17 protein-coding genes are annotated in these 18,508 nt (G+C 33.1%); 14 read left to right on the top strand and 3 right to left on the bottom strand.

Translation table 11 applies throughout. The features are described 5' to 3' along the window. The first annotated feature begins 297 nt into the window (after window positions 1-297). The 6 genes from IEV63_RS03790 (at window position 298) to IEV63_RS03765 (ending at window position 6,956) form a co-directional block, all read left to right on the top strand. Window positions 298-1,590, top strand: coding sequence for an aminopeptidase P family protein (locus IEV63_RS03790; protein ID WP_188405435.1), 1,293 nt, complete (start codon window positions 298-300; stop codon window positions 1,588-1,590). Window positions 1,591-1,727: 137 nt separating this feature from the next. Beyond that, window positions 1,728-2,207 (top strand): hypothetical protein, encoded by a 480-nt coding sequence (locus tag IEV63_RS03785; RefSeq protein WP_188405434.1) that lies wholly within the window; start codon window positions 1,728-1,730, stop codon window positions 2,205-2,207. A 124-nt stretch (window positions 2,208-2,331) separates the two neighbouring features. Continuing rightward, window positions 2,332-4,398, top strand: a complete 2,067-nt coding sequence (locus IEV63_RS03780) for a M13 family metallopeptidase (protein ID WP_188405433.1) — start codon at window positions 2,332-2,334, stop codon at window positions 4,396-4,398. A gap of 263 nt (window positions 4,399-4,661) precedes the next feature. Next, window positions 4,662-5,225, top strand: a complete 564-nt coding sequence (locus tag IEV63_RS03775) for a sugar transferase (RefSeq protein WP_188405432.1) — start codon at window positions 4,662-4,664, stop codon at window positions 5,223-5,225. Between the two features lie 11 nt (window positions 5,226-5,236). Next, window positions 5,237-6,385, top strand: coding sequence for a DegT/DnrJ/EryC1/StrS family aminotransferase (locus IEV63_RS03770; RefSeq protein ID WP_188405431.1), 1,149 nt, complete (start codon window positions 5,237-5,239; stop codon window positions 6,383-6,385). 10 nt (window positions 6,386-6,395) lie between these two features. After that, a complete protein-coding gene (locus IEV63_RS03765; protein WP_188405430.1) occupies window positions 6,396-6,956 on the top strand; it encodes a nitroreductase family protein in 561 nt (186 codons plus the stop codon). 78 nt (window positions 6,957-7,034) lie between these two features. On the opposite strand, the gene hemA is transcribed toward IEV63_RS03765, so the two are convergent. After that, entirely contained in the window at window positions 7,035-8,294 is a 1,260-nt protein-coding gene (hemA, locus tag IEV63_RS03760) for a glutamyl-tRNA reductase (RefSeq protein WP_188405429.1), read from the bottom strand. A gap of 189 nt (window positions 8,295-8,483) precedes the next feature. Between hemA and IEV63_RS03755 the strand changes: the two genes are divergently transcribed. The 4 genes from IEV63_RS03755 to bioD are packed head-to-tail and all read left to right on the top strand — an operon-like array spanning window position 8,484 to window position 12,154. After that, window positions 8,484-9,371, top strand: a complete 888-nt coding sequence (locus IEV63_RS03755) for an AraC family transcriptional regulator (RefSeq protein ID WP_188405428.1) — start codon at window positions 8,484-8,486, stop codon at window positions 9,369-9,371. A 59-nt stretch (window positions 9,372-9,430) separates the two neighbouring features. Continuing rightward, the gene (locus IEV63_RS03750) at window positions 9,431-11,227 is read left to right on the top strand and encodes a GNAT family N-acyltransferase (RefSeq protein ID WP_188405427.1); all 1,797 of its coding nucleotides are present in this window, start codon (window positions 9,431-9,433) and stop codon (window positions 11,225-11,227) included. Window positions 11,228-11,252: 25 nt separating this feature from the next. Continuing rightward, a complete protein-coding gene (locus tag IEV63_RS03745) occupies window positions 11,253-11,477 on the top strand; it encodes a hypothetical protein (protein ID WP_188405426.1) in 225 nt (74 codons plus the stop codon). 56 nt (window positions 11,478-11,533) lie between these two features. Continuing rightward, on the top strand, window positions 11,534-12,154 hold the full coding sequence (gene bioD, locus IEV63_RS03740; RefSeq protein WP_188405425.1) for a dethiobiotin synthase: 621 nt from the start codon (window positions 11,534-11,536) through the stop codon (window positions 12,152-12,154). Window positions 12,155-12,224: 70 nt separating this feature from the next. Here bioD and IEV63_RS03735 read toward each other — a convergent pair whose 3' ends face one another. Next, window positions 12,225-13,445: a metallophosphoesterase gene (locus IEV63_RS03735; protein WP_188405424.1), complete on the bottom strand. Its 1,221-nt coding sequence runs from the start codon at window positions 13,443-13,445 to the stop codon at window positions 12,225-12,227. 128 nt (window positions 13,446-13,573) lie between these two features. Between IEV63_RS03735 and IEV63_RS03730 the strand changes: the two genes are divergently transcribed. Continuing rightward, window positions 13,574-15,247, top strand: a complete 1,674-nt coding sequence (locus IEV63_RS03730; protein ID WP_229737170.1) for an RluA family pseudouridine synthase — start codon at window positions 13,574-13,576, stop codon at window positions 15,245-15,247. On the opposite strand, the gene IEV63_RS03725 is transcribed toward IEV63_RS03730, so the two are convergent. Beyond that, window positions 15,226-15,807, bottom strand: a complete 582-nt coding sequence (locus tag IEV63_RS03725; protein ID WP_188405423.1) for a CPBP family intramembrane glutamic endopeptidase — start codon at window positions 15,805-15,807, stop codon at window positions 15,226-15,228. The two genes, IEV63_RS03730 and IEV63_RS03725, sit on opposite strands and share 22 nt — an antisense overlap. A gap of 510 nt (window positions 15,808-16,317) precedes the next feature. On the opposite strand from IEV63_RS03725, the gene IEV63_RS03720 reads away from it, so the two are divergent. Genes IEV63_RS03720 through pdeM form a run of 3 tightly spaced genes read left to right on the top strand, consistent with a single transcriptional unit; the run spans window position 16,318 to window position 18,441 of the window. Then, window positions 16,318-17,076 carry a YebC/PmpR family DNA-binding transcriptional regulator gene (locus IEV63_RS03720; RefSeq protein ID WP_188405422.1) on the top strand — a complete coding sequence of 253 codons (759 nt, stop codon included), beginning with the start codon at window positions 16,318-16,320 and terminating at the stop codon, window positions 17,074-17,076. Next, on the top strand, window positions 17,069-17,803 hold the full coding sequence (locus tag IEV63_RS03715; RefSeq protein ID WP_188405421.1) for a hypothetical protein: 735 nt from the start codon (window positions 17,069-17,071) through the stop codon (window positions 17,801-17,803). Before IEV63_RS03720 ends, IEV63_RS03715 begins: the two co-directional genes overlap by 8 nt. Before the next feature lie 11 nt (window positions 17,804-17,814). After that, window positions 17,815-18,441 (top strand): ligase-associated DNA damage response endonuclease PdeM, encoded by a 627-nt coding sequence (gene pdeM / locus IEV63_RS03710; protein ID WP_188405420.1) that lies wholly within the window; start codon window positions 17,815-17,817, stop codon window positions 18,439-18,441. The last annotated feature ends 67 nt before the right edge of the window (window positions 18,442-18,508 follow it).

Here is an 18,508-nt window from a genome sequence, read left to right as displayed (position 1 = left end):
AAATATCTACATACAAATCTTATCAAGAATCTGAATGAAAAATAAGAAAGTATGTTAAAGACAAATTATTATACCTAACAAAAAATACTTCAACGAAATCTGTATATTTGATTTTAAAAGAGATAACTAAAAATGAACTATGCTGATTAGGAATTGTGGTTTTATTTTAAACTAATTCCTAACTATCTTTAATAAAAGCGTTATCATATATAAGTTTAATCCCTGACATGTATACTAATTAGCTTTAAAGGACATTGTCTCTAAAGCTTTCCTTACCTTTGAAAAAATTTAAAATTTATGCGATACGAACCGATATCAAAAGACTTATTTATTCATAACCGCAAAAACTTTATGGCACAAATGAAGCCAAATTCATTGGCGGTTTTCAATTCCAACGATATTTATCCCATTGGTGCCGATAGCACCATTCCTTTTCAGCAAGACCGAAACATTTACTATTTAAGTGGTGTAGACCAAGAAGAAAGCATTTTGGTTCTATTTCCAGATGCACCCAAACCCGAACACCGCGAAATTTTATTTTTAAAAGAAACAAATGACCATATTGCTGTTTGGGAAGGCAAAAAAATCGACGAAGAAAAAGCCCTAGAAATCGCAGGAATCAATACCGTATATTGGTTAAAAGATTTTCAAAAGATTTTTCACGAACTCATGTCGCAAAGCGAAGTGGTTTATGTAAACACCAACGAACATTACCGTGCAGCACATACAACCGAAACCCGCGAAGAACGCTTTAACAAATGGCTAAAAGAAAATTATCCAGCTCACCAAGTTGCTAAAAGCAATCCTATTTTACAGCGTTTGCGTTCGGCAAAACATCCATTGGAGTTAGAAATCATGCAGAAGGCTTGCTATATTACCGAAAAGGCTTTCCGAAGAATTTTAAAACACATCAAACCTGATATATGGGAATTTGAGTTAGAAGCTGAAATCATGCACGAATTCTTAAGAAACCGCTCTCGTGGATTTGCCTACACGCCCATCATCGCATCGGGAAAAAACGCTACCGTTTTGCATTACATCGAAAATAAAAACCAATGTAAAGATGGCGACTTAATTTTGTTTGATGTCGGCGCAGAATATGCCAATTACGCCAGTGATATGTCCAGAACAATACCAGTAAACGGAAAATTCACCACTCGCCAAAAGCAAATTTACAATGCGGTAAATAAAGTAAAAAAAGAAGCCACCAATTTACTTGTTCCAGGAACCGATTGGGTAGCTTACCATAAAGAGGTGGGTAAAATGATGACATCAGAATTACTCGATTTAAAACTTTTAGACAAAGCTGATGTACAAAATGAAGACCCCAAATGGCCAGCTTACAAAAAATATTTTATGCATGGCACTTCGCATCATATTGGTTTAGATACGCACGATTATGGCTTATTATACGAACCTATGCAAGCCAATCAAGTATTTACCGTTGAGCCTGGAATTTACATACCAGAAGAAAATATGGGAATTCGCCTAGAAGATGATGTAGTAATTCAAGAAAATGGTGAGCCATTCAATTTAATGCGCAATATTCCAATTGAAATCGAAGAAATTGAAGAAATAATGAATAGTTAAAATTTAATTATTTATATGTTTTAATTAGCATTTACACATATTTACTAACTATTTAAAGTCTTTTTTTAATAATTAGTTTATGAAAAGTCGAATATTTAACAAATTCTAATTAAATTAGCACAAACAAAAATATAATTATGAAAAAAGTATTATTAGTATTAGCTATTGCGTTAGTAAGTGTTCAATTTAGTAACGCACAAGAAAACATGTTTTCTGCAGAAGTACAAGCAGGAGTTCCAACTGGTGATTTTAGTGACTTTTACGATTTTGGTATCGGTGTAAACGCTACCTATTATTTTGTTGAACTTGCGGAAGGATTTTATCTTGGTGGTAGAGGTGGTTATTCAACATTTACCACATCAGAAGATGCTTTAGATAGCTTCGACTTTATTACCTTGGCTGCATCAGGACGATTCAATTTTTCTGAAAACATTTTTGCAAGAGCAGATTTAGGTTACGCTGTTGGTCTTTCTGACAATGCAGACGGAGCATTATTCTACGAACCAAGAGTAGGTTATGATACTGGAGCTTTTGAAGTATCAGTTTATTACCAAAGCATTACAGAAGATGCTATTGATTTAAATTCCTTCGGAGTAGCTTTAGGATACAAATTCTAAAAAATAAAATCAGTATCAAAAATATAAGCCGATTCTATGCGAATCGGCTTTTTCTTTTTCTAAAACTATTTATTTAATATTAGTATTAAATGTGTAATTTTAAACCGACTTTAAAAATATTAATATGAATAAAAAAAGATTTACTTCATGGAAGCTGTTTTTACTACTTCCCGCTTTTTTAGCTTGTGAAGAAAACAAAAAAGAAGATACTAAAACTGCTGAAGTTACTCCAGGTATCGAAACTCAATACATGGATAAAGATGTAAAACCACAAGATGATTTTTACAATTTTGTGAATGGAAATTGGATGAAAGATACCGAAATACCAGACGATCGTACCCGGTGGGGTGGTTTTCAGGTACTTCGTAAAAAAACAGACGACAATGTATTAGCACTCCTTAAAAATGCTAAATCTTCTGGTGTATATCCCGCAGAAACCGATCAGGGTAAAGCTATTGTTCTATTCGATCAAAAATTAGACACCATAGCTCGAAATGAAGCTGGAATAACTCCGCTATTACCGATTTTAAAAATGATAGACGAAGTGGAAAGCTTAACAGATGTACAAACTCTTCTTGCCAAACATTCTAGTTTAATTAGCACGCCATTTTTTGGTTTTTCGGCCTATGCAGATCCAGACGATAGCAAAATGAATGTTGCGTATTTAGGTACTGGCAGCTTGGGCTTACCAGAAAGAGATTACTACTTAAACGATGACGAAGAGTCAAAAGAAATTAGACAAAAATATGTAGCTCATATTGTAAAAATGCTACAATTTTTAGGCGATGATGAAGCTGATGCTAAACAACAAGCCGATCTTATTTTAGCCTACGAAACTCGTTTAGCCAAACCAAGATTAACTAAAGTTGAACGCAGAGATTTTAGAAATTACAACAACCGTTACACTATAGATAAGGTTAAAGAAGTTACTCCAAGTATAAATTGGGAACAATATGCAAGCGATTTAGGAGTGAAAGAACAATTAGAAGTGGTTTTAGTAATGCAGCCTAGATATATGAAAGAGCTTGAAAATGTTTTTGCTGAAAACAAAGTGAACGACTGGAAAGTTTTGATGCGTTGGGCAACTTTTAATTCTGCAGCTTCAAGTTTAAGCACAGAAATAGAAAAAACAGACTGGGAGTTTTACAGCAAAACTTTAAGCGGTGCTAAAAAGCAATTACCAATCGAAGAGCGCGCACTTTCTGTTGTAAATTCTTCGGTTGGAGAAGCAGTAGGAAAAATTTATGTAGATAAAATGTTTCCGCCAGAAGCTAAGGCAAAAGCTGAAGAAATGATAGATGATGTGATTTTGGCATTCCAGAACCGAATTGAAAAATTAGAATGGATGTCGGAAGAAACTAAAGCTCAAGCCATCGAAAAATTAGATAAATTTACAGTAAAAATTGGCTACCCAGACGAGTTTAAAGATTACAGCGATTTAGAAGTGAGCCCAGATAAAACTTATTTCGAAAACAGAATTGCAGTTGCTCAATGGAATGAAATAGAAAACTTAAAGGAAATTGGTCAACCTGTCGATAAGAAAAAATGGGGCATGTCTCCACAAACGGTAAATGCATATTTTAATCCATTAAATAACGAAATTGTTTTTCCTGCAGCTATTTTACAACCTCCTTTTTACAATTACAAAGCTGATGCAGCTGTAAATTACGGCGGAATTGGTTCGGTTATTGGTCATGAAATTTCTCATGCTTTCGACGATTCAGGATCGCGTTTTGATGGCGATGGAAATTTAAAAAACTGGTGGACAGAAGAAGATTTAGCAAAATTTACTGAACGTGGAAAGGAACTAGCCAATTTGTACAGTTCTATTGAAGTTTTAGAAGATACCTATATTAATGGAGACTTTACTTTAGGTGAAAACATCGGCGATTTAGGTGGAGTTTTAGGAGGTTACGACGGACTTCAACTTCATTTTGAAAAACATGGTAGACCTGAAAAAATTGATGGATTTACTGCAGAACAACGCTTCTTTATATCTTGGGCAACAGTTTGGCGTACCAAAATTAGAGACGAAGCTTTAAAAACACAAGTTAAAACGGACCCACATTCGCCTGGTCAGCAACGAGCAGTTGTGCCATTACAAAATATAGATGCTTTTTATGAAGCTTTCAACATTACTGAAGCTGATGCCATGTACATAGCTCCAGAAGAGCGAGTTCGTATCTGGTAAATTCAAAAAAATTAAATAATGTAAACCCCATTCATTTTTATGTTTGGGGTTTATTTTTAAGAAGACGAAAGCATATATGAATACACCTAAATCAAAACTATTTTTTAAAAATCTATAGCCTGTGGATTTTAACAAGAGTTAGCTTAAACACTATCCTATTCAAAATTTAACAAGGAAAAATCAATTACTTTCAGAATGAATTATTAAGATTAATCTGTATAAATCAAAAAATCAAATTACTTTTGAAATCTTAAGTAAAATACATGTACATTCATTTTTTAAAACCTGCTTTAGATTTTGTATTTGCTTTATTTACTTTGATTTTGCTTTCTCCAATTTTACTTATTTTACTTGCAGTTTTAGCTTTTATTCATAAAGGTAGTCCTATTTTTACTCAAAAACGCATAGGTCAAAATGCTCAAGCATTTATTATTTATAAACTCAAAACAATCAATAAAAAAGGGATTTCTACGCCTTTTTTACAGTTACTTCGTAATTTAAAAATAGACGAGCTTCCACAATTAATTAACATTTTAAAATTTGAAATGAGTTTTGTAGGTCCACGCCCAGATATTCCTGGGTATTACGACCAGCTTCAACCAAAGTACATTTCTATTTTAGATTTAAAACCTGGCATTACAGGATATGCTTCATTAGCCTATTCAAACGAAGAGGCCATTTTAAAAAAACAAATCAATCCGTTGAAATATAATGATGAAGTAATTTTTCCAAAAAAATTACAGTTAAACTTAGCCTATAGGAAAAGCATTTCTTTTCAACAAGATATAAAAATCATCTTGAAAACTTTACTTTTACCTTTTCAATAACCACTACATCTATGCAAGAAAAATCTAAAATTTGGCTTTCTTCTCCACATATGGGCGGAACAGAGCAAGACTTTGTTAACCAAGCTTTCGAAACCAATTGGGTAGCACCACTGGGTCCTAATGTAAACGGATTTGAAGAAGATTTGCAAAAATACATAGGCGAAGAGAAAAAAGTAGCTTGCTTAGTAAGCGGAACAGCTGCATTGCATTTAGGCTTAATACAATTAGGGGTTGGATATGGCGATGAAGTTTTATGCCAAAGTTTTACCTTTTCAGCTTCAGCAAATCCTATTCTTTATCAAGGAGCAACTCCTGTTTTTATAGATAGTGAAGCTTCAACTTGGAACATTTGCCCAATTGCTTTAGAAGAAGCTATAAAAGACAGAATTCAGAAAGGAAAAAAGCCCAAAGCTATTATTGCGGTTCATTTATACGGAATGCCATATTTAGTAGATGAAGTGCATGAAATTGCCAATACTTACAAAATTCCTATTTTGGAAGATGCGGCCGAAGCACTCGGCTCGACTTACAAAGGAAGAAACTGCGGAACTTTTGGAACTTTTGCTGCACTTTCCTTCAACGGAAACAAAATCATTACCACATCGGGTGGTGGAAGCCTAGTATGCCCAGACAAAAAAACAAAAGAAAAAACTGTTTTTTTAGCCACACAAGCTCGCGATGATGCTCCACATTACCAACATAGCCACGTTGGGTACAATTACAGAATGAGTAATATTGTTGCTGGAATTGGACGCGGACAAATGCAAATACTAAATAAGCATGTTGACTTAAGAAGAAAAATGCATGCTTTTTACACAGATGCTTTTCAAAATATAACGGGTGTTGAAGTACTTTCTGCACCTACTGAAGATTTTTATGCTAACCATTGGTTATCATCAATTACCGTAGACCCTAATCAAACAAAAGGATTAACACGTGAAGATTTACGAATTGCTTTTTTAGAAGAAAATATTGAAAGTAGGCCACTTTGGAAACCTATGCATTTACAACCTATTTTTGAAAAATATCCTTATTATGGAAAGCAAGTCTGTGAACAGCTTTTTAAAAATGGACTTTGTTTGCCATCTGGAAGTAATTTAACCGACAATGACCGCAATCGGATTTTAAGTGTAATTTATCGGTTTTTTAAAAAACAATAAGGCTATTAGCATGGATATCTTCGAACTTATTAAAAAAAGACGATCAGTTTTTCCTGTTCAATATAATCGGGAAGAAATAAAAAAAGCTACCATAAAAAAGGTGCTAGAAGCAGCCAATTGGGCACCAACACATCGTAAAACAGAACCTTGGCGATTTAAAGTAATTCGCGGTGAGCATAAACAAAAATTAGCAGAATTTGTAGTTGCTGAAATGCAAAAAGCAACGCCAGAACTTTCTGCATTTAAAAAGCGAAAAACGATGCATAAATTTGAAGCTTCATCAGCAGTTATTGTCATTTGCATGCAACGTGACCCAAAAGAAAGTTTACCCGAATGGGAAGAAGTTGCCGCAACGGCCATGGCTGTTCAAAATTTATGGTTAGCATGTGCTGCCGAAAAAATTGGCGCCTATTGGAGCTCACCACAAACCATAAAGCATTTTCATAAATTTTTCGACTTTAATGAAGGTGAAAAATGCTTGGGTTTATTTTATATGGGATATTACGATGGAGATTTACCAAAAGGAGAACGAAAATTGACTATTGAAGAAAAAACTGAGTGGATAGAATAAAAATGTTTGATATTTTAGAAAAAGTAGAACGAAGTTTGATACAAGACAAATTTAATAGTAAGCAATAAGCTATTTAATTTAAGCTTTTTCTGTTAAACTTAAATCGAAAACTTTATTTAAAAGTTCTACACTTGCATCGGTAGAACCATTTGCGTTTCTTAGGTGAGCGGCAAAGCTTCTTGTAATTTTATGGATTATTCTATCGCTGATAATTTCAGCCTGAGCTTCGTTAAAATTAAGCAACTTTTTACCTTGATAGTCGAGCTCTTCAACTTTCATTAACTCCAATTTTTGCTTCAAGGCTTTTATGGTTGGGGCAAACTTTCGCGTTGATAACCATTCGTAAAATTCAGTTTTTATTTCCTCTATAATGTCTTCAGCCTGGGGGATAAATGCTTTACGTTTTTCTAAAGTTTGGTCAGTAATTTTAGATAAATGATCCATGTGCATCAAATTTACATTGGCTAATTCAGTAACATTTTCATCGACATTTTTAGGTATAGATAAATCTAGTACTAAAAGCGGCTTTTTCGTAAAGATTAGCTCTTTCGTTATGGTAGGATGCTGCGCACCAGTTGCGACTATTAAAATATCAGCTTTGCGAATTTCAGTTTGTAACTCTGAAAAATCTTTCACACTTAAATTAAATTTACCTGCAATTTCTTCAGCCTTGTCTTTGGTGCGGTTAATTAATGTAATGTGCTTATTGTGCGTATGTTTTACTAAATTTTCGCAGGTGTTTCTTCCTATTTTGCCTGTACCAAATAATAAAATATTCTTACTCGACTTAAAGTCTATTTCTTGTAAAATGTACTGTACAGATGCAAAAGACACAGAAGTAGCTCCAGACGAAAGTTGTGTTTCGTTTTTAATTCTACGGCTTGTTTGTATTACAGCATTAAACAATCGTTCTAAAAATGCATTGGAAACATCGTGTTTTTTAGATAAAGTAAAAGCTGATTTTAACTGACTTATTATTTCAAAATCTCCTAAAATTTGGCTATCTAAACCACCACCTACTCTAAAAATATGATCGATTGCTTTAGCGTCTTCATACGTATAACCTACATGCTCAAATTGCGCAAAACTACCATTGCTATGCTTACAAAGTAAATCGATCAGGCTTTTTGCTTGATCAGCAAAACCATACAATTCAGTGCGATTACAGGTAGATATAATAGAAAGTGCATCTAAACCCAATTCTTTTGCTTCTTCTAATAAAGCATTACGCTGTGCAATACTTAAACTAAATTTACCACGCACTATAGCGTCTGCTTTTTCGTAGCTTAGTCCAATAGCAAAAAAATGTTGGTGTTTAGAAACCTTGTACGCTTGCATTCAAAATAATTTGACGCAAAAATAAAAAGGAAGTCTGCTTTAAAATAACGCTAAAAGTTCTTTTTGTGTTGTTTGAAGTCTTTTCGACTATAAAATGACAAATATCATGAAAAATACCTATTTTTGCAGTTATAACGGAGCTTTTAGTTTTGTTAATTAGATTAAGTCTAAATAAAAACGATTAAAAAAATGAGTATTAGTAAAAAAAATATCGCTATAAGTTCAGACAATTTTATTGAAATTGAAGATGGTTTTTTTATTCTTCAAGCACAAAATAATACATCTGATTACCAATGCATTACTCAAAATGTCAACAAAAATATAATTCAATTTCACTTTTGCGTAAAGGGTAAAATTAAATTTAATTTCAACCAAGGAAGTTATGATTTACAAACCGAAGAAGACCAATCTCTACTCTTATACAACCCAACAAAAGCACTTCCTATTAACTTAGAAATTTATCCAAATTCTTGGTTTGTTTCAGTGTTGGTTTCTGTAAAAAAATTACACACTATGTTTTCTTCACAAGCCAATTACATCGATTTATTAATGGAAGAAAACCGAAACAAAAAATACTATAAAGATGGCAAAATAACACCAGCAACAGCAGTAGTTTTAAGCCAAATGCTCAATTTTAACTTACATAGTTCTGTAAAAAACATTTACCTAAAAGGAAAAGCCTATGAGTTAATAGGACTTTATTTTAATCAACCTGAAGAAACCAATGTAGAGCAATGCCCATTTTTAGTAGATGAAGATAATGTGCGTAAAATTAAGCTTGCCAAAGAAATTATTATACAACGAATGGTAGACCCACCCAGCTTAAATGAATTGGCCGACGAAGTTGGTTTAAGTTTAAAAAAGCTTAAAGAAGGCTTTAAAGAAATTTATGGAGATACCGTATATTCTTTCTTATTGGATTATAAAATGAACTACGCGCGAAAATTACTCGAACGCGGACAAAAAAATGTTAATGAAATTGGCTTAAGTATTGGTTACAGTACGGCCAGTCATTTTATTGCTGCTTTTAAAAAGAAATTTGGTACAACTCCCAAAAAGTACGCTCAAAACCAGTAAAAAAAAGAAGAAAAAACAGCTAAATAATTTCATATATTAGCAAACCAACCACATCAAGCATGAGTATTTTAACATCAAAAGAAATGGCTAACGCAATTGGTCTTGACAAATTTGGGCTTTTTGGTAAAGGAATTGCAAAGCTAATTATGCAAATTACCAAAATTGACCAGGTCAATAAGTTGTACATCAAGTACCAAGATTTAAAAGGAATTGAATTTATCGATGCCATTTTGCTAGACTTGGGTGTTCAATTCGAAATTCCTGAAAAAGATTTAAAACGAATTCCTACAAAAGGTGCCTTTGTAACCGTATCTAACCATCCACTTGGTGGAGTTGATGGCTTAATTTTATTAAAAATTTTACTGCTTACCCGACCAGATTTTAAAGTAATTGCCAATTTTTTATTGCATCGTATTCAACCTCTAGAGCCGTATGTATTGCCCGTAAATCCTTTTGAAAACAAAAAAGAAATAAAAAGCAGCGTTTTAGGAATAAAAAAAGCAATTACTCACGTAAAAGATGAAAACGCTTTGGGAATTTTTCCAGCTGGTGAAGTCTCGACAAACAAAGAAAATAAAATCATAGTAGATAAAGCTTGGTCTGCAGAAGCCATGAAACTTATACAGCGTTTAGATGTACCTGTTTTACCCATTTATTTTCATGCAAAAAACTCCAATGCGTTTTACCAATTAGCCAAACTTTCAGAAAGCCTAAGAACTGCTCAATTACCGAGAGAAGTCTTTACACAAAAAAACAGAGCCATAAAAGTTAGGATAGGTAATATAATCCAACCCAAAGAACTCCAAGAACATTCAGAATTAGAAGATTTTACCCATTTTTTGAGAACAAAAACTTATATGCTTGCCAATGCTTACGAGAAAAAACGTCTGTTAGATGCATTGCCCAAACAAATAAAACTTCCTAAAGCTCCCAAAGAAATTATTAGAGAAGGAATTTTAGAAAATTTTTTAGAAGAAATAGAAACCTGTAGGGAAGCTGATAATCGGTTGTTAGAAAGCAATCAATATGAAGTGTTTTTAGCTAAAAAACAGTGGATACCAAATATCTTAGTCGAAATTGGTCGCTTACGCGAAATCACCTTCCGATCGGTTGGCGAAGGCACAAACTTAGCGGTAGATTTAGACAAATACGACGAATATTACCACCACATGTTTTTATGGGACAATCAAAATAAAAAAATTGCTGGTGCTTACAGAATGGGCTTAGGCATCGAAATATTTCAAAAACACGGTATTAATGGATTTTATTTAAACGAACTGTTCCGTTTTGACACAGAATCGCATAGCGTAATGAAAAAGTCTATTGAAATGGGACGCGCATTTATTACGGCCGAATATCAACTCAAACCCATGCCCTTATTTTTACTATGGAAAGGTATTGTGCATTGCACCATTCGGTTTCCAGAACATAAATATTTAATTGGTGGAGTCAGTATTAGTAATAAATTCTCGGATTTTTCAAAATCGATTATGATTGAATTTATGAAATCGAATTATTACGATCCTTATTTGGCCCAATTTATTCGTGCACGAAAAGAATTTAAGGTAAAATTGAAAGATGAAGACAAAGATTTTGTTTTCAATAAAACTGAAGCTGACTTAAATAAATTTGACAAGATCATAGATGAGATTGAACCCGATAACCTTCGCTTACCTGTTTTAATTAAAAGATACATCAAACAAAATGCACGCGTAGTCGCTTTTAATGTTGATCCATTATTTAACAACGCTGTAGATGGTTTGATGTACATTCGCGTAAAAGATTTGCCTGAAAGCACTGTAAAACCGGTTATGGAAGACCTACAAAAAGAATTAGAACAAAAAGCTAAACAGTAATTCCAATCCAGTTAAGACAAATAAAATGGTAGAGTTGTTTTTTTTAAAAAGTGTAGGATTTTTTTTAAGTGTAGTCTTATTTATCGGATTACAAGCAAAAGGGCAGTTTTTTTTAGGTCAAGTTGTAAATCACAAAAATGAAGCTTTAAAAAACGCAAATATATATTTTGATGCTACAAATATTGGTGTAGTAACCAATGCTAAGGGCAATTTAATAGCATTCTCATACTCGAAAACTGTTACTTTTTAAAAGATAGCAAAAATAAATTAGGCGGCATGCTGCCTTCAAACTATGAAAATTAAATTATGCAAAATTATTTTATTACGGGAATCGGAACTGACGTAGGCAAAACTTTAATTTCAGCTATTGTGGTTGAAGCTTTACAAGCAGACTACTGGAAACCTGTGCAAGCAGGCGATTTACAAAATAGCGATACCCACAAAGTGAAAAATTTAGTAAGCAATACTACTTCTCATTTTTTCGAAAATGCGTATGCTTTACAAACTCCTATGAGTCCACATGCAGCTGCTGAAATTGATGATATTCAAGTCGATTTAAGTCAAATTATTCGTCCAAAAACAACAAACAATTTGGTGATTGAAGGCGCTGGTGGTATATTGGTTCCTTTAAATGAAAAGGATTGCATTATCGATTTAATTCAACAAAAAGATAAAATTATTCTCGTTTCTAGGCATTATTTAGGAAGTATTAACCATACACTACTTTCTATTGAAGCTTTGCAAAATCGTGGTTTCAAACACATAGGAATTATATTTAGTGGCGATGAGCATCCTACTACAGAAAGCATTATTTTAAGTAAAACTAAAGTAACCTATTTAGGTCGGGTTTCGGAATTAAAAAATATTAACAAAAAAACTATTTTGATTGAAGCTGAAAAGGTAAGGGGAAATTTAAACGAATTTTAGTTTTGCTAAGTTAGCTCGGATTTGAAATCCGAGCTAACAAGCTTTTGCTCATAAGTAAAGCCTAAAATAGCTAAGCAGCAACTTTTCGTTTCAACTTAATCACGGTAATTTCTGGCCAAATACCTAAGCGCCCTGGATAGGCTAAGTAGCCAAATCCGCGGTTTACATTTATAAATTTTCCAGCTTCGCGGTAAATTCCTGCCCATTGTGGATATCGAAATTGCACTGGCGACCACTTGAACCAACCTGGAATATCAATACCAAACTGCATTCCGTGTGTATGACCACTGAGCGTTAATTGTATTTTTTTAGGGTGATTTTTTGAAACTGCATCCCAATGCGATGGGTCGTGACTCATCAATATTTTAAAATCGCTTGGCGATAAACTTTGTGTTGCTTTGTCTAAATCTCCTTTTTGTTTAAAACCGCCTTTCCCCCAGTTTTCTACACCAACTATGGCTATTTTTTCATTGGCTATTTTAATTTCGTGAGCTTCATCTAAAAGCAATTTCCAACCCATTTCCTTCTGAATGCTTTTTAATTCATCCAAATTTTCAACTTTTTTTCTGTCGGTTTCCCAATTGTAATAATCGCCGTAATCATGATTCCCCAAAATAGAAAACACACCATCTTTCGCTTTTAATTTAGCAAAGTCGTTTTTCCAATCATTCATTTCTGCAGCCGTATTGTTCACCAAATCACCTGTAAATAAAATGGCATCACTTTGCTGTTGATTAATTAAATCAATGCCATAATTTACTTTTACTCTGTTATCAAAACTACCACAATGCAAATCGCTAATTTGTGTAATTTGGTATCCATCGAAGGCTGCGGGCAAATCGTCAAACTCCAATTCGTAAGTAAGGACTTTGTAGTTGTACTTTCCTTTGTACATTCCGTAGAGCAAACCCAAAAAAGGCAAACTTCCAATGCCAATAGCTAAAGTGCTAATAAACTTCCTACGACTTGGAATTTCGAATGAAGCTGGAGTAAACAATTTTCTAAAAAGCGCTTCAAAAATACGGAAAACGTCTTCACCAAATAAAATTAGTATAGTAGCGAATTTAAAAGCAGCGACACCTAAAAATAAACCAATACTGTATGCTCGCAATCCTGTGAAGCTTCCGTTAGGATTGGGCGCGTTGAAACTATACATTAAAAAACCAATTAATAAAAGCGTAATTAGGACATAAATTGCTAAACTCCACTTCAATTTAAATAAAGTTTTAAAAGCCTGAAAAGCATAAACTTCTACTAGCAGTAAAATAAATACAGTAATGATCCAACGCATTTTTTTTTGAACAAATATAGCTTTATTCGAAACAGACAATCCAGATTTAAATATTCGTTAACCTTAGCACTGAAATACATCAGAAAAACATTTAAATTTTGTTTTTTTGTTTAAAATAAATTTCTTCAGTGAAATCGATTCAACATTCTTGTTTTCATACTTTTTCAAATTCCATTTCTGAAATTGAAATTCCTAAAAAATTTACCTTCCCATTTTTTTATGAAGCGCATCCCTTAGCCAAAATAGCGGCTAAAGAAATTCAAGAATACCTTAAAAAACAGACCGATTTTGAACACAATTTTGGTTTAGATGAACATAAAAAAGGCGCCATTGGGAAAATGTTTGGAGTTTTAGTAGTAAAAGATAAAAAAAATAAGCTTGGCTTTTTAGCAGCATTTTCTGGTAAGTTAGCCAATGCTAATCATCATCCTTATTTTGTTCCGCCAGTATTTGATTTATTAGAAGACCATGGTTTTTTTAAAGCTGAAGAAGAAGTTTTAAACGAAATAAATGCTGAAATAGAAAAGTTAGAAAAACAAGAAGAATTGCTTCAACTGAAACAAAAGCGTAAAAAATTAACTTCAGAAGCCGAAAAAGATATTCAGTTACAAAAAAACAGGATTGTTGAAGAAAAGCGAAAACGCGATGAAATTCGAAAGCAAAACCTACCTAAACTCGATGTAGATGCGAAAGAAAAATTAAATGTTGAATTGAGTGAAGCCAGTAAAAAAGAAAGCATTTTGCTTAAAAAGATGAAAAAATACTGGAAATTGAATGTAGAAAAAATCGATGAAGCCATTCAGTTAAAAGAAAAGCCAATTCAATTATTAAAGCAAAAACGAAAACAAAAGTCGGCAGCGCTTCAGCAAAAAATTTTTAAACATTATGCATTTTTAAATGCCAAGCAAGAACACTTAAGTTTAGGAGATATTTTCAATAACAATCCTCCAGCTGGAGCGGGCGAGTGCGCAGCTCCCAAGTTAATGCAATATGCTTATTTAAACCATTTTAAGCCAATTTGCATGGCAGAGTTTTGGTGGGGCGATTCGCCACCTTCGCAAGTAAGAAAACACCAGCAATTTTATCCTGCATGCCGTAGTAAATGCGAGCCCATTTTAGGGCATATGTTGCAAGGTTTAAGTGTAGAAGAAAACCCGTTATTGCAAAATCCTGCAGAAGGAAAACAACTTGCTATACTTTTTGAAGATGCCTATTTAGTAGCCATACATAAACCTGCAGAATTTCTCTCGGTACCAGGTAAAAACTTAGTTGATTCTGTCCTAACCAGAGCAAAAAAACTATTTCCTAATGCCAGTGGACCTTTATTGGTACATCGATTAGACATGAGTACATCGGGAATTTTATTAATTGCTAAAAGCGAAAAAATTCATAAAAAACTTCAAGCCTTATTTATTCAACGGAAAGTACGAAAACGCTATGTGGCTTTATTAAATGGAGTTCTAAAAGAAAAATCGGGAACAATTAATTTGCCTTTGCGTGTAGATTTAGACAATAGGCCGCATCAATTGGTGTGTTACGATTATGGAAAACCTGCAATTACCCAATGGAAACGCATTGAAGTTAAAAACAAACAAACCCGAGTTCATTTTTTTCCCATTAGTGGTAGAACGCATCAATTACGTGTGCACGCCGCACATCAACTAGGACTAAACTTGCCGATTGTTGGTGATGACTTGTATGGCAACAAAGCAGAACGTTTGTATTTACATGCAGAAGAAATTCAGTTTATACATCCCATCAGCAAAAAAGAAGTCAAGATTTATTCTCCTGCAGAATTTTGATGGTTCTCTGCTTTATTTTTTCGCATTAAATACGAAAACATAATTACATCGTATATAAAATGCGCTGCCATAGCTGTGTAAATGCTAATGTATTGGTAGGCATAACCAAATGCTGCCGCAACAATAATCAAATACAAGCCATAGATAGATTTCGACTTGTCTTTTAGGCTGATATAGCCGTGTAACAGGACAAATAATACGGCAGTTACCCAAATTCCTAAAAATGGCTGAATAGCACCGCGAAATAAAATTTCTTCTCCTACTCCAGCACAAAACGAATAAAACAATATGTCTGGCCAAGATAAATGTATGTTGGTGAAGATTTGCTGATAAAATTCGCCTACTTTTTTGAGCTTTGGAATTTGTAAAATCAATAAACCCAAACCAGCTAGAACAGCTCCACCAAACAATCCATAAACGATATCAAGATAAAGATTTTGAGCTTCAAAAATTTCGATATATGCAAATGCATCGCTAAAACTGAGAATAAAATAGGCAATACCACTGAATCCAAATAAGGTAAAAATCGATAGAAAAGTAAGCTGATTTTTATTTAGCATGCATAATTTTTAGCAAAGGTAAGCAATGAAAAAGGCTTAATTATAAATAATCGGCAGTCTTCTCGATTTTCGGTTGGTTGGCAACCAACCGAAGTAATATTTAGCAAAAAAACCATGTCCAAGCTTTGAAAATGTCAGGGCTAACGCCCATTTTTCAATTTGTTGTGAACATCAATCTATGAAGATATTGGGGCGCTGCTCCTATGATTTATGTAAAAAATCATACAGGAATTATATGTCTAAAACTCTTATTTAATAAATGCTTATAAAAAAATAAACACGTTTATTTTTTTTTGAAGGGCAGTGCCCAGAAAATCTTCGTAATTTAGAGCCGTCTTCGTAAAGGGGCAGCGCCCTGACATCTCTCAATCTGGTCATTCTTTGAGACATTAGTTTATTTTTTCTTTTTAAATATGCATAGAAATCAAACGCGGGATTATAAGCTTATTTCCGATGCTATTATTATTCAATTTTTGTATTTTCGAAATAAAATCGAAAACACTTATTTGTATGGCAGGACATAGTAAATGGGCGAATATTAAACATCGAAAAGGTGCCCAAGACAAAAAACGCGCTAAACAATTTACACGAGCTATAAAAGAAATTACGGTTGCTATTAAGGAAGGGAACAGTGCGGATCCTGAAACTAATCCTACTTTACGAAATGCTATTACCAATGCTAAAGGTGTGAATATGCCAAAAGATACAATTGAGCGTGCCATAAAAAAAGCTTCGGGAGCTGATGCAGATCAATATGAAGAAGTTAGTTTTGAAGGTTATGGCCCATACGGAATTGCAATTTTTGTTGAATGCACAACAGATAATACCAACCGAACAGTTGCTGCAGTTCGTTCTATTTTTAGTAAAAATGATGGAAGTTTAGGAACCAATGGTTCACTAGAATTTTTATTCGATAGAAAAGGTGTTTTCACTATTGAAGTTGGAAATTTAAATAAATCAATTGAAAAATTAGAACTGGAACTGATAGAAGCTGGTGCTACTGACTTTGAAAAAGAAGACGAACTACTCACCATATATTGCGATTTTGAAAGCTTTGGAAATCTATCTTCTCAATTGGAAGAATTTGAAGTGGAAGTAAAAAATGCAGAAATCCAACACATTCCATTAAATACGACAAGGCTTCCCTTGGAACAAGGAATACGGCTATTACACATCATTGAAAAATTTGAAGACAATGAAGATGTTCAAAATGTATATCATACCTTAAAAATCACAGATGAACTCATGCAAGCTTATGAGAATGAATAAAAGCAAACTAGTTAACTTTACACTTTGTTTTTTGCTTTCAACATTCTTTTGTAAGGCTATTGCTCAAAATCAAGCAGCCTTAACTCCTGAAGAAATCACCAAATTAGTAAATCCAGATGAAAAAAAATGGAGAAATATATTTATTAGTTTTGGGGGAGAGTTTGTTGAAAATTTCAATATCAATAATTCACTTATAAATCAAGAAATTGCAGTTTTACCCACCAACTTATTTTATGTTGGCATCGGTTTATCGTATCGGAATCAAGATTATTTGGACACATTTGAAGCAGAATTAGGCTTCAATTTTTCTAACAATGAAGCTGATAATTTAGATTTTGGAAGTGCTTATAATGAATTTCAATTACAACTTCGTTATGAACGTAAATTTGCAGAAATTGAATCGGCTTTTTTTTCGGCTGGATTACAAGCTAAAAGCATGTTTGCTGGTTTAGATATATTTCTTAAAGATGCTTTAGTTAACATAGACAATTTAAATAATGCTAGCAATAATTCATCATTACAGCATCAGGCATTGTTTTTAGGACCTTCTGTTTCGTTTAAATGGGTAAATCCAAATACGGAACGTTTGGTTTTACAAGTAATGATGAACTACGACTTTAATCTGTACGCTAATAAATGGAAATCTAATTATGGAAAAATATTAAATTCTTTTAAAGAAGATGCAACTCGCTTTAGCATTAAAATGCTAATTCCACTATATTTTTAAATTGAAAATCAATGGAAATAAAGCTTTTAAATAATTCTTTTATTTTACATCCTTATGGTGCAATGTATTGGACTGCAAAATCCTGTTTATTCATAGCCGATATACATTTGGGTAAATCAACTCATTTTCGAAAAAACGGAAGCGCTATACCTGATTTTACAGATGTTGAAAATTATCGAAAACTAGATATATTATTACAAGAGTTTGATGTAAAGCAAATTTTATTTTTAGGAGATTTATTTCACTCGGTTTATAATTCTTCTTGGAGTGCTTTTGAAGATTGGGTAAAAAGACAAAAATGTAAGTTTGATTTAGTAATAGGGAATCACGATGTTATTTCAACTCATCATTTTAACAAAATAGGAATTAAAACCTACAAAAATTTACAAATAGATGATTTTAGTTTTACACATCATCCACAAAAAAACCTAGAAACCTTCAACTTTTGTGGACATTTACATCCTGGATTTCGCTTACGCGGAAATGGGAAACAGCTACTAAACTTAGCTTGTTTTTATCTGCAACCAAAACAAATGGTTTTACCCGCTTTTGGAGAATTTACAGGGCATTATTATGTAAATCCAAAACACAAAGAACAAATATTTATAATTGCAGAAGATGAAGTATTAAAAGTGTAAAGGAATTCTTCTTGTTGTAACCAAGACAACTTACTAATATTAATTTATCAATTTAATGAATAAAAAC

Origin of the sequence: Psychroflexus salis, from assembly GCF_014640175.1 — a bacterium.
Lineage (GTDB): Bacteria > Bacteroidota > Bacteroidia > Flavobacteriales > Flavobacteriaceae > Psychroflexus > Psychroflexus salis.
The sequence above is the reverse complement of the archived record's forward strand: the minus strand, read 5'-3'. Positions and strand labels throughout refer to the sequence as shown.